A 12,722-nucleotide genomic window follows, 5' to 3' on the forward strand; every position below is an offset into this window, starting at 1 on the left:
GCGTGCCGGTCTTGTATTCGACGGGAGCCGGCCCTTATACTCCCAGCCGCCCGAAAACAGACGAAAATACACGAAACCCGTCTGCGGTCCGCCCGACCGAGCGACCGCAGCTCTCCAAGGGATGATGCGCATGGCCGCTCTCATGGCCGCCCTGCACCCGCAACTCGGCCCGCTTTCGCCGGCGGTCGTGTCGGAGCCGGAGGACTTCGACCGCTTCTGGGCGCGAACGCTGCGCGAGGCGCGCGGTTACGACCCCGAGGCGCGGACGATTGAGCGCGTCGTCGTCGATCAGCCCCTCACCGAGCTGCGCTACTGGGACTTCTCCTTCAGCGGCTTCGGCGGCCAGCGGGTGAACGCCTGGCTGTCCCGTCCGGCGAGGGACCTGACCGAAGTGCTGCCCTGCGTGGTGCAGATTCCGGGGTACGGGCGGGGGCGCGGGCTGCCGGGGGAGGCTCCCCACCTGGCGGCCGCGGGCATGGCGCATCTGCTGCTCGACGTACGCGGGCAGGGATGCGGCTATGGGAGCGGCGGGGACACGCCTGATCCCCACGACGGCGCCCCGGAGGCCCCCGGCGTTGTCACGCGCGGCATCGCCTCGCCCGAGACGTACTACTACCGGCGCCTCATCGTGGACGCGGTACGCTCCGTGGACGCGGTGCGCACACTGCCCGACATCGACGCCGAACGCATCATTGTGATGGGAAACTCGCAGGGAGGCGGCGTCACCCTCGCGGTTGCGGGACTGGTGCCCGACCTGTGCGGGGTGACCGTCTCGGTCCCCTTCCTGTGCGATGTGCCGGCGGTGTACCAGTCGGCGCAGGGAGAGCCCTATGCGGAACTCGCCCGCTACCTGGCGGTGCGGCGAACCGAGCGCGAGCGGGTCTTCCACACCCTGGCCTACGTCGACGGCGTCAACCACGCGCGGCGCGCCCAGGCCCCGTCGCTGTGGGGCCTGGGGTTGCGCGATACCTGTTGTCCCACCGTGGGCGGCCAACAGGCGCTCGCGGCGTACGCCGGTCCCGCGCAGGCGGAGATCTACCCGGACAACGGGCATGAGGGCGGCGAGTTCTTCTATCTGCGCCGTCAGCTCGCCTGGATTCGCGAGCGCTGCGCGGCCCCCACGCACTAAACGGACTCTTGCGGTTTGCGGGTGTGGTGGTTGGGGGCGGTGGGTGCCGGATCTGCCGAGTGCGTCCTCGCCATCCCCAGGCCCGCGGCTCTCCGCATTCGGGAGGGGCCGGGTTGATGAGGACGTTCTCGCCGGGCCGGGGGCGTTGTCGGGCGCGCAGGCGCCGCCGGGCCGGGGCGCGGGCCCGGCGTGCGCGCCCGTGCATCCCGGGTGATGGTTCGGCACTTCGCATGACGGTTCGGCACTTAGCGTGACGGTTCGTCACTTGGCAACAGCGCTTCGGCACTTCCGGCGACGGTACGTACCTCTGGGTGCCGAACCGTCACAACAAGGTACGAACCGTCGACCACAACGTACGAACCGTCGAGCCAAGGTACGAACCGTCGCGCCAGATCCACCACGGACACCAAGACGCCGCCACCTCGGTGTGTCACAAGTGCCGGTCTCAGCGTGTAACAAGTGCCGGTCTCAGCGTGGCACGGCAGCACACCCGGCCGGCGAACCACCACAGCTCCGAACCGGAGGCGCCACTAAAAGTTTCGCTCCTGGGCAATTTATGGCAATCGACTCGTGCGGGTGAGCGCAGGGCTATTATCGCGCTTTTTTCGGCGCACCAGCATTTGAGCGTGGCGCGACAAAATGCTTGACGACGGCGTCCTGTAGGGCTAACCTGAGCCCGTCGCCAGCGAACGATGAAGCGAAAACGTTCGCAAGTCATCAAGTCACAAGGAGGTGATGTGTCGTGACGGAAGCGGTTGATGTGGTGTCCCGGCCGCTCGGCGCGCCGCGGGCGTCCGGGCGCCCGGCTCCTTCCGCGGTGGTGGACCCCGGCAGGCGAGGGCGCAGGGGCGGGAGACGATCCGGTGGGCGCAGGAGCAGTCGCCGGGGCGACTGGCAGCTGTACACCCTCGTGGTCGTCCCGGTGATCTGGTTCATTGTCTTCCGGTACGCTCCGATGGTCGGCAATGTCATTGCCTTTCGCAGGTTCGTGCCCGGCGGCTCCATGTACGGCGAGGAATGGGTTGGGCTGAAATACGTCGAGATGTTCATTGCGGATCCCACCTTCTGGAGGGTGTTCCGCAATACGGTGGTCATCGGTTTCTCCACGCTGCTGGTGTCCTTTCCGGCGCCCATCATCCTGGCCCTGCTGCTGAACGAGGTCCGCCGAATCTGGTTCAAGAAGATTGTTCAGACCGTCTCATATCTGCCGCACTTCCTTTCGATGGTCATCATTGCCGGGATCATTATGGAAGTGGTCGCCGTGGACGGCCCGATCAACGCCCTGATCACCGCGTTGGGTGGCCAGGCGGTCAACTTCATTCAAACGGCCAGCGCCTTCGTGCCCATCTACGTCATCTCCGACGTGTGGCAGACCGTCGGCTGGGGGACGATCCTATACCTGGCGGCGTTGACCGCCATTGACCAGACCCTGTATGAGGCCGCCCAGATCGACGGTGCCAACCGTTGGCAGCAGACCTGGCACATCACGCTGCCGGGCATCCGGCCCACCATTGTCACCCTGCTGATCCTCAACGTCGGCTCCTTCCTGGCGGTGGGATTTGAGAAGATTCTGCTGATCTACAATCCGCTTACCTACGAGACCGGGGACGTGATCTCCACCTACCTGTACCGCGTGGGTCTGCAGTCGTCAAACTTCAGTTATGCGGCAGCGATCGGCCTGTTCGAGTCGTTAATCGGGCTGATCATGGTGATGGCCGCCAATCTTGCCTCCCGCAAGTTCGCCAAGACGAGTCTGTGGTGATGAGCCATGCCTGGGCAGAACGTCAAATACGACTCGCGTGGCTACCGTGCCTTCCGTCTACTAAACGCGGCTATCCTCCTGGGCGTCATCTTCGTGACCCTGTTCCCTTTCCTGAACGTGGTGGCCAAGTCCTTCTCCAGCGAGGCAGCCATCTCGGCCGGCGAGGTGAATCTCATCCCCAAGGGCTTCAACGTCACCACCTACAAGGTGGTGCTGTCGGACCCGGCCTTCTGGACCGGCTACCGGAACACCGTCGTGTACACGACGGTCGCCACCCTGATAGCGCTGGTCTTCACCACCGCATTCGCCTACGTGCTGTCCAAGAGGAGTCTGCGGGGGCGCAATGCACTTATCGGCTTCGCCGTGTTCACCATGTTCTTCAACGGAGGTCTGATCCCGAATTACATCCTGATCACCAACCTGGGCATGAAGAACACGATCTGGGCGGTTGTGCTGCCCAATGCGATCAACGTGTTCAACCTGCTGGTAATGAAGTCCTTCTTCGAGGGGCTGCCCCATGAACTGGAGGAGGCCGGTGAACTCGACGGTCTGGGCACCTACGGAATCCTCCTGCGCATCGTGCTACCGCTGTCCAAGGCGATCCTCGCCACCATGTTCCTGTTCTACGCCGTCGCCAACTGGAACGCCTGGTTCGGGGCCTTCCTGTACTTCGACGACAAGGACCTGTTCCCGGTGACCATCTACCTGCGCAACATGCTGGCAGGAGTGACCACTTCCGATTCCCTGGGGGGAGGGACCGCCGATCAGACCCAGATCTCATCCAACCTCAGATCGGTGACCATGGTGCTCACCTCACTACCGATCCTGTGCGTCTACCCCTTCGTGCAGAAATATTTCGTCACCGGAGTCACCCTCGGTTCCGTGAAGGGCTGAAGCCACCGCCGGGACGCCGTCCGGCAGCCCGGCGCATCCAGGCGACGACGTCCGTCCCTGAAACCCGCCATCCGCCACTATTCCAAATCCACCCGACCGGCCGATCGCGGCCGAAACCACAAGAAAGGCACTCGACGATGAGCCCCAATCTCCTCTCCCACCCCATTACCCGCCGTCGGGCCGGCGCCCTGCTGCTTGGCACCGCTGCCGCTGCACTGGCCGCCTGCGGCAGCGGATCGGATTCCGTTGGGCCGGCCGAGGGAGTGAGCAACACGGCGGCCGCCATGGAGGACTTCGCCGCCGACACCAGCTTCAAGGCCAGTGAGCCCCTCACCTTCAGCTGCCTGTTCTCCGACCATCCCAACTACCCGTACAAGGCCGATTGGATGCTGCTGGAGGAGATCACCAAGCGCACCAATGTCACGCTGGACCTGACGATCGTGCCGATGTCCGACTATGAGCAGAAGCGCTCCCTGCTGATCTCCTCCGGCGACGCCCCGCTCATTCTGCCCAAGACCTACCCCGGTCAGGAGTCTGCCTTCGTCTCCTCCGGGGCGGTCCTGGCGGTGTCGGACTACTTCGACCTCATGCCTAATTTCCGCAAGAAGGTCGAGCAGTGGCAGCTGGATGAGGAACTCGACACCCTGCGGCAGGCCGACGGCTCCATCTATGTCCTGCCCGGTCTGCATGAGGAGATCTGGCCCGACTACACCTTCGAGATCCGTAAGGACCTGCTCGACGAGCAGGGACTGGAACTGCCCACCACGTGGGAGGAGCTGCAAGAAGTCATCTCCAAGATCCAGGAGCGACACCCGGACATGAAGGGCATCTCCGACCGCTTCGAGGGGCTGAGCATGCTCAATCTCGCGGCGGTCTCCTACGGCACCCAGTCCGGCGGCTCCTGGGGGATGACCACCATGGCCGAATGGGATGAGGAGACGGAGTCATTCATCTTCTGCGGCACATCCGACAACTACCGAGACATGGTCACCATGCTGCGCGGCATGGTCGACGCCGGGGTGCTCGACCCGGACTCCTTCACCCAGGACGAGGACACGGCCGTCAACACCTTCACCACGGGAAAGTCCATCGCCATCGGCACGAATTCCCAGTATGACGTCACCTATGACACGACCATGAGGGAGACTCTCGGTGAGGGCAACTACGAGGTCGTCAAGATCCTCCAGCCGGCCGGACCGGCCGGCGCCCTGATCGGCGGCACCCGGCTGGAGAACGGCATCATGATCTCCTCCAAGGCCGCCGACGATCCGAACTTCGTGGCCATGATGCAGTTCATCGACTGGCTGTGGTATTCCGATGAGGGCGAGGAATTCGCCAAGTGGGGCGTGGAGGGCACCACCTACAACAAGGACGCCGACGGCAACCGCACACTGGTCGACGACATCAACTACAACGGTCTGAACCCGGCCGGAGACAAGGACCTGCGCATCGAGTACGGATTTTCCGGGGGCGTATTCGCATACGGCGGCACCACCGAACTGCTGCACTCGATGATGCTGGACAAGGAATTGTCCTGGCAGGAGGAGATGGCCGCCACCCACACGCAGAGGCCGATCGACCCGCCAGCGCCCTTGGATGAGACCCAGCGCGAGCAGGCGACTCTGCTGCTGACTCCGTTGCAGGACTACGTCATGCAGGAGACGCTGAAGTTCATCACCGGCAAGCGCGAGCTGTCGGATTGGGACGCTTATGTCACCGAATGCGAGGCCAAGGGCGTGTCCTCCTACATGGAGATCGTCAACGCGGCCCGCGCGACCTACGTGGAGAACAATGGCTGACCGAACCGCTGCTGCGGGCGCCTGCCCTCCGCACGCCCGTGTCCGCCCGACGGCGCCAGCAGCCGCGGACGGGCATGGTGCGCCGCCCGCGCCGGACCCCCTCACTGACTCGCCGCTGGCACGCTTCAGCGCGGTCGTATACCAGGCCGCCGCACTATTCGTAGGCGCCCTACCGTTGATTGTCCCCGGGGCGGCCGCCATGGCCATTCTCGACGGCGCCAGCGCCTGGTCATTACTGACGATGGCGCTGACCTGGACGATTGCACTTACCGCACTGCCCGCGGTCGTCTATGCCGTGACGCGCCCGGGATGGACCTATGATCCCTCGGCGCGTCGACGCATCGCCGCCTTGTGGCGCGGATGGGGCGGATCCCTGCGTCAGTTCGGTCCCATGGCTGGGCTGGCGGTGGTGCTGGTGCTGGGGCTGATGGGATCGGCCTCCGGGATCACCGGCGGGATGCGTGGGCTCCTGCTGGTCTTCCTTGCCGCCCTGGGGCTGGGTTTGGGGCGCGTAGGCGCCATTGCAGGTCTGTTCGACTTCAGGACCGCCGATCTGCTGGTGCTCACGGTGGTCATGACCGTGCGTGACGCCGCCGGCACTCTTCTGCTGGCTGGCATTGGCGCGACGGGGCTGGCGATCGCGCTTAACGCCCCGGTCGCCCTGATGCTCGCCTGGGTGCCGTTATGCGCCCTGGTGGCGCCGGCCACGCGTGGGCAGCGGCGCATACTCATCGAGCAATTCACTCATCCGGCCGAGCCGACGGGCCTACACCAGGAGGCATGAATGCGTTACCCCGGCCATATCCTTCACGGCGGTGACTACAACCCCGAGCAGTGGGATGACGCGACCGTAGATGCCGATCTGGCGGCGCTGGCCGCGGCCGACATCAACACGCTGACCCTCAACGTCTTCGGCTGGGCCTGCCTTCAACCCGGCCCCGACCGCTTCGAATGGGACCGGCTGGATGCGCTTATGGACCGTGTTCATGCGCGCGGATTCGGCGTCATCCTGGCCACCCCGACGGCGGCTGTGCCCCCGTGGCTGGCGACGGCGGAGCCGAGCGTTATGCGCGTGGACTTCGAGGGACGCCGACACGGCTACGGGCAGCGGCACCACTTCTGCCCCACCTCCGCGGTGTTCCGCGCACTTTCCGGGAATATCGCCGAGGCATTGGCGCAGCGCTATCACACGCATCCGGCATTGCTTGCCTGGCATATTGGCAATGAGTACGGCGGCGCCTGCTACTGCGAGCACTGCACGGCCGGGTTTCGCAGCTGGCTGTTGTCCACGCACGGCGGGCTGGCTGCGCTCAACCGGGACTGGTGCACGCAGATCTGGTCTCATCGCTTCACCGACGTAGACCAGATCCCCGCCCCCAACGCGCTCACAGAGCACTGGGGCGGCCCCTACCGCAGCGGCTTCCCGGTTATCACCCTGGAGTACAAGCGGTATATGACCGAGCAATTCGCCGCCTGCCTGGAGGGCGAGGTCCACCGGGTGCGGCGCCGGGACACCACCCACCCGGTGACCACGAATCTCATGGGCGCCTATGAGCACCTGGACTACTTCCGCTTCGCCCGGGAACTCGACGTCATCTCCTGGGACAACTATCCGCGCACCGCCCGCGCCTGGCCGGAAATGGCCTTCAATCATTCGCTCATGCGCGCCGTGGGCCGCGGCAGGCCGCTGTGGCTGATGGAGCAGGCGCCCGTGGCCACCACCTGCCGCGACGTCAACCCCACCCGGTCTCCGGGGGTGCTGCGCCGCTGGAGCCTGCAGGCCCTGGCGCAGGGGTGCGACACGGTGCTCCACTTTCAGATGCGCGCCGCCCCGGCGGGTTCGGAGATGTGGTTCGGCGGTGTCCTGGACCATCGCGGCCGCACCGATACTCGTACGTATCGTGAGGTCGCCGCACTCGGGCGGGAGCTGACTCACCTGGAAGGGCTGGTGGGCAGCCGCGTCCAGGCGCGTGCCGCCGTCCTCATGGACTGGGATTCCTGGTGGTACGCCCGCGTGGTAGACGGCTTCTCCGACCACTGGGACCTGGTCGAGCAGGCCCGCGGCTGGCATGAGGTACTGGCCCGTCACCTGGGTGGGGTGGACGTAACCGACGGAAGGGACGACCTGTCCCGGTATGAGGTGATCGTCGCCCCCGGCCTGTACCTGGCTCACGACGACGTCGTCGAAACCATACGCCGATACGTGTCCGCGGGCGGCACGCTTGTGGCCGGGCCCATGTCTTTCGCCACCGGCCCCACCGGCCGTGTCCTGATCGATACGCGCGTGGACGAGCTGCTCGGCTGCCAGATCGAGGAGCGCGATGCCCGCCGGCCCGATGACGGCATTGAGCTGATCCTCCCCGACGGCACCGCCGACACCGCCCATCATCTCTTTGAGATTCTGCGTCCCACCGGCGGGCGGGTGACCGGCACCTGGGCGGCCGGATGGTTCGCGGGACGGCCCGCCATCGTCCGCAACGACTTCGGCGCCGGCACCGTCGTCCGCCTCGGTGCCCTCCTCAGCCGGGCCGGGCGTGGGCGCCTGGTGGCCTCGCTGACCGCCCCCGCCGCCGGCCACCCACTGGCGGGCGAGCTGGAACACACCGTCCGCGTCGGTGCCCACGGCACCTTCGACATCCTGATCAACCACGACCAGATCCCGCTGCCCTGGACTCCGGTTGTGGACGCGGTGGACCTGCTCACCGGGTCCCCCGCGCGCGCGGGAACGCCAATGACCATCCCGCCCGGAGAGGTGAGCGTGCTACGGCGCCTATGACCGCTCGCAGGCCGCGGGTCCCGCTGTTGCCCAGAATGAAACCAGGAGGCCGCCCATGCCCGCCACCGCCCCTTTCGCCACGAGCTCGCCCATGTGGCTCGAGCCCGGCACCAAGCCGTGGCTGGCCGCATATGCGCCCCGGATCCTGGGGGAGGAGGAGCTGGTGGCCCAGGCCGCTGACGACTGGTGCCGACTGGCGTCCGCCGCGCCGGCGGCCCCACAGTTGGGGGCGATTGCTCGACACACGCTGAACATCACCACCCGCGCACACGCCGATCAGCTGCCCTCATCCCTGGCCGAGTCTGCGAGGCGGGCCCTGGCGGAACAGGCGCCGGGCCCCGAGGGCTACAGCGTCGTCAGGGATCAGGCGGGTGACCTGGCCGTGGTCGGCGCGGACGGGGCGGGCGCCCTGTACGGCACCCTGCGGCTGCTCATCGGCGGACCCGCAGCAATCCTGGCGGGCGGCGACGCCGCCACCGGCACCCCGGATCTGTCCCTGCGCATGCTCGACCACTGGGACAACCTTGTGCCCCACCCCATCATGGGGACGGTGGAGCGCGGCTACGCCGGCGACTCGGTGTTCTTCGAGGACGGCGGCCTGGCTCCCGACACGGACCGCATCGACGACTATGCGTTGGTGCTGGCCTCACTCGGCATCAATGCCGTGTGCCTGAACAACGTCAACGTTCACGCCACCGAGGCCACCCTGCTGACTGATCGGCTGGGGCTAGTGCAGGCCATTGCTGACATCCTGCGGCGCCGCCATATCACCACCTTCATCGCCGTTGACTATGCCGCCCCCATGACCCTGGGGGACCTGGGCACCTGCGATCCGCTCGATGCGCGCGTGCGGCAGTGGTGGCGGAAGACGACCAATCACGTGTATGCCACCGTGCCCGACCTGGGCGGCTACGTGGTCAAGGCCGACTCCGAGGGGCGCCCCGGGCCCTTTGACTACGGACGCGATCACGCCGACGGAGCCAACCTGTTGGCCGATGCGCTGGCACCGCACGGCGGGGTGGTCATGTGGCGGTGCTTCGTATATGACCACCACCAGGACTGGCGCGACCGCAGCCTGGACCGGGCCCGCGCCGCGTACGACCATTTCATGCCCCTGGACGGGCGCTTCGCCGGCAACGTCCTGCTGCAGATCAAGCACGGGCCCCTGGACTTCCAGGTGCGCGAACCGATCTCGCCGCTCCTGCTCGGCCTGCGCCACACCCGGGCGGCCCTGGAGCTGCAGATCGCCCAGGAGTACACCGGGCATGCCTGGGACACCTACTTCCTGCCGACCGCTTGGCGGGAGGTGCTGGACCTGGACGTCGCCGGCGACGGCGGCATGGACCTGGGGCAGGACCTGAAGGCGCGCACGGACTCGGCGGTTGTCGCCGTCGCCGGGGTGGGGCGGGATTGGAACTGGACCGGCAACACCTTCTCCCAGGCCAACCTCTACGGCTACGGCCGGCTCGCCTGGGACCTGCACACCGGCGCCGAGCGTATAGCCCGCGAGTGGGCCGCCGCCTCCTTCACCGGAGATGAGGCCCTGCACGCGGCGCTGGTGCGCATCCTGCTCACCTCCCGGGAGGCGTATGAGAACTACACCGCTCCGCTCGGCGTCGGCTTCATGGTCACCCCGGGCGGCCATTACGGTCCCAATATCGACGGATACGAGTACTCCCCGTGGGGCACCTACCACTTCGCCGATCGGGACGGTGTGGGCGTGGACCGTACGCCGTCGGGCTCCGGTTACACCGAGCAGTATCCACCGGCGCTCGCGGCCCGCTACCGGTCGCTGGAGGAGTGCCCGGAGAGGCTGCTGCTCTTCTTCCACCATCTGCGCTATGACCAGGTGCTGCCCGGCTCCGGGGTTACGTTGATACAGCGGATCTACGACACCCATTTCGAAGGTGTGGCGCAGGTGCGTGCCATGCGGCGCGACTGGGAGGCGGTGCGGGAACAAGTGCCCGAGCCCATCCGCACCGACATCGACCGACGCTGGCGGGCCCAGGAGCGCAACGCCGTCGAGTGGCGAGACCAGGTGTGCACCTACTTCCTGCGTCACTCGGGCATCCCGGATGCCGCCGGGCGCATGATCTACCCGTGACTAGGCCTGTAACGGGTTGTCGCCCCGGGGCCGATGGTTCTCGAGAGCGTCTGCCCGGAGCACGTGTGAGAGGGGCCGGTCGTATCGAAACAGGGCGAAACAGTTGAGAGCTGATTTCGGATTGTGTAGCGTATTGGGTGCTGGCCAATGTCGGCCGGCACCTTCCCCATACGCTTCTTCAACTGATTGCATCCGACCCGTCCTGATGCGTGGGTCCATGCCGGCACGTACTGCCGCATGCTGATTCCTGCCGCGTCATGATGTGTGGCCGGCTAAGGAGACAACAGCATGCGCACAAGAACAATCAGGCGCCCGCGGCGTTCCCGCCTACTCGGGGCGGTTGCCGCGGCCGGAGTCGCGATCACGGGCCTGACCGCGGGTGCGGCCGCCGTCGCGGCTCCGACGGAGCCCCAGCCCTACGCCATCAGCTACTCCAACTTCGAGTCCAGTCAGCCGGACATGCCGTGGGCCCCACGCGGCGAGGGCGTGACCGCCACAACCACCAACGAGGTGCGGCGCAGTCCCTGGAACAGTCTGTACGTGACTGGCCGCACCCGGGCCTGGCACGGCCTGGAGATCTCCATAGAAGAGTTCATGGAGGTCGGTCGGACCTATGACGTAACCGCCTGGGTACGGCTCCCGGATGGTGCGGCTTCCACCCGCGCCAAGCTCACCGCCGCCCAGGGCGACGGGCGGTATGTGGAGATCGCCCCGCCCACCGAGGTCGGTCAGGAGTGGGTGGAACTCACCGGCGGCTATTCGCCACCCGCGGGAGTCGGCGGGACCATCTACATAGAACTGGAGGACCCCACCGCTTCCTTCTACGTGGACGATGCCGCCATCACCGCCTACGCCTGCGGGCGCGGCCCGGTGGACGACTCCGCCTCTCTGCTCGACGCTCTGCCCTACCCGGTGGGCGCAGCGGTTACGGCCAACACCGTCCAGGGCGATTCGCTGGAGCTGCTGAACCGGCACTTCAACCAGGTCACTCCTGAGAACTTCATGAAGCCGGAGGCCTGGTACAACGGCGACCACAGCTTCGTCACCGAGAACGCCGAGGCCGATGCCGTGATGGACTGGGCGCAGGCGGGCGGCGGCCGGGTGTATGGGCATGTGCTCGTATGGCATTCTCAGACTCCGGAATGGATCTTCCAGCACGAGGACGGCACCTTTCTGTCGGGTGACTCCGAGGCGGACCGCGCCGAGCTGCGTGAGCGGATGCGCACCCACATCAACAATGTGGCCAAGTACCTGTCTGATAGGTACGGGTTGTTCGGCTCGGAGACGAACCCGCTGGTGGCCTTCGATGTCGTCAACGAGGTCATCACTGACGGCCCCTCACCCCAGACCGATGGGTTGCGCGACTCCTACTGGTACCAGATCCTGGGCGAGGAGTTCATCGACGATGCCTTCATCTACGCCAACGAGGCCTTCAACTACACCTACGCAGCACCCGGCGCCGACCACCCGGTGACGCTGTTCATCAACGAGTACAACACCCAGTACGGCACCGATGCCTCCTCCAAGACCGGGCGCTACCATGCCCTGGTAGAGCGGCTGCTGGCGCGCGGCGTCCCGATCGACGGCGTCGGGCACCAATTCCACGCCTGGCTCGACGACGACGTCGAGGGCTTCGGTGCGGCCATGAGCGCCTTCGACGACCTGCCACTGGTGCAGGCGGTCACCGAACTGGACGTCCCCACCCGCACCGGCACGCCCGTCGACACCCAGACGCTGCTGGACCAGGGCCGCTTCTACCAGCGTCTGTTCCAGATTTTCGCGGAGCAGGACGCCAAGCGGGACCTGTTCTCGGTGACGCTGTGGGGCCTGGTCGACTCCGGCTCCTGGCGCTTCTACGAGGGCGACCCGCTGCTGTTCGACCCGTACTACCGCGGCAAGTGGGCGTACGCGGCAGCTGTTGGCCAGGAGATTCCGGCGACGCCGCAGGAGTGCAGCGTTCCCGAGCCCACTGCCCAGCCAACTCAGGAGCCGACGGCGCGCGCATCGGCGGCCCCCGCTCAGCCCTCCGCCCCGGCCGCATCGAGTGTCGGTGGTGCGACCTCGAGGACGTCAACTGCGACCCCGGTGGTGGGCGTGGCGCCGTCGCCGAAGGCCGGCACGGGCCCACTGGCGCGTACCGGCGCCGGAATCCTGGCGCTGCCAGCGGCGGCCCTGCTGCTACTCACAGGAGCGGTGGCGTTGCGGGCTAGGCGCCGACTGGCCTGAGACGCCCGTGACCGGGGCGGTACACCCCGGTT

The 12,722-nt window shown here is 66.7% G+C and carries 8 protein-coding genes; all 8 read left to right on the forward strand.

Annotated features, from left to right (window positions below; all coding sequences use genetic code 11):
• Positions 1–130: 130 nt before the first annotated feature.
• The 8 genes from CWT10_RS02785 to CWT10_RS02820 all read left to right on the forward strand — a co-directional run bounded on the left by CWT10_RS02785 (position 131) and on the right by CWT10_RS02820 (position 12,690).
• Positions 131–1,129 (forward strand): acetylxylan esterase, encoded by a 999-nt coding sequence (locus CWT10_RS02785; RefSeq protein WP_199176312.1) that lies wholly within the window; start codon positions 131–133, stop codon positions 1,127–1,129.
• A gap of 742 nt (positions 1,130–1,871) precedes the next feature.
• Positions 1,872–2,891: an ABC transporter permease gene (locus CWT10_RS02790; RefSeq protein ID WP_199176314.1), complete on the forward strand. Its 1,020-nt coding sequence runs from the start codon at positions 1,872–1,874 to the stop codon at positions 2,889–2,891.
• A 6-nt stretch (positions 2,892–2,897) separates the two neighbouring features.
• The gene (locus CWT10_RS02795) at positions 2,898–3,785 is read left to right on the forward strand and encodes a carbohydrate ABC transporter permease (protein WP_103062305.1); all 888 of its coding nucleotides are present in this window, start codon (positions 2,898–2,900) and stop codon (positions 3,783–3,785) included.
• A 137-nt stretch (positions 3,786–3,922) separates the two neighbouring features.
• The gene (locus tag CWT10_RS02800; protein WP_103062306.1) at positions 3,923–5,584 is read left to right on the forward strand and encodes an ABC transporter substrate-binding protein; all 1,662 of its coding nucleotides are present in this window, start codon (positions 3,923–3,925) and stop codon (positions 5,582–5,584) included.
• Positions 5,577–6,368, forward strand: a complete 792-nt coding sequence (locus CWT10_RS02805) for a hypothetical protein (protein ID WP_103062307.1) — start codon at positions 5,577–5,579, stop codon at positions 6,366–6,368. Before CWT10_RS02800 ends, CWT10_RS02805 begins: the two co-directional genes overlap by 8 nt.
• Positions 6,369–8,360: a beta-galactosidase gene (locus CWT10_RS02810; protein WP_103062308.1), complete on the forward strand. Its 1,992-nt coding sequence runs from the start codon at positions 6,369–6,371 to the stop codon at positions 8,358–8,360.
• Positions 8,361–8,415: 55 nt separating this feature from the next.
• Positions 8,416–10,464 carry an alpha-glucuronidase gene (locus CWT10_RS02815; RefSeq protein ID WP_103062309.1) on the forward strand — a complete coding sequence of 683 codons (2,049 nt, stop codon included), beginning with the start codon at positions 8,416–8,418 and terminating at the stop codon, positions 10,462–10,464.
• Positions 10,465–10,752: 288 nt separating this feature from the next.
• A complete protein-coding gene (locus tag CWT10_RS02820) occupies positions 10,753–12,690 on the forward strand; it encodes an endo-1,4-beta-xylanase (RefSeq protein WP_103062310.1) in 1,938 nt (645 codons plus the stop codon).
• Positions 12,691–12,722 lie beyond the last annotated feature (32 nt).

The sequence above is a fragment of the Actinomyces qiguomingii genome, assembly GCF_004102025.1.
Classification (GTDB): Bacteria; Actinomycetota; Actinomycetes; order Actinomycetales; family Actinomycetaceae; genus Actinomyces; species Actinomyces qiguomingii.

Coding starts and splice junctions, on each gene's coding strand:
- CWT10_RS02815 (WP_103062309.1), top strand. CDS start 8,416: ATGCCCGCCACCGCCCCTTTCGCCACGAGCTCGCCCATGTGGCTCGAG.
- CWT10_RS02820 (WP_103062310.1), top strand. CDS start 10,753: ATGCGCACAAGAACAATCAGGCGCCCGCGGCGTTCCCGCCTACTCGGG.
- CWT10_RS02810 (WP_103062308.1), top strand. CDS start 6,369: ATGCGTTACCCCGGCCATATCCTTCACGGCGGTGACTACAACCCCGAG.
- CWT10_RS02795 (WP_103062305.1), top strand. CDS start 2,898: ATGCCTGGGCAGAACGTCAAATACGACTCGCGTGGCTACCGTGCCTTC.
- CWT10_RS02785 (WP_199176312.1), top strand. CDS start 131: ATGGCCGCTCTCATGGCCGCCCTGCACCCGCAACTCGGCCCGCTTTCG.
- CWT10_RS02805 (WP_103062307.1), top strand. CDS start 5,577: ATGGCTGACCGAACCGCTGCTGCGGGCGCCTGCCCTCCGCACGCCCGT.
- CWT10_RS02800 (WP_103062306.1), top strand. CDS start 3,923: ATGAGCCCCAATCTCCTCTCCCACCCCATTACCCGCCGTCGGGCCGGC.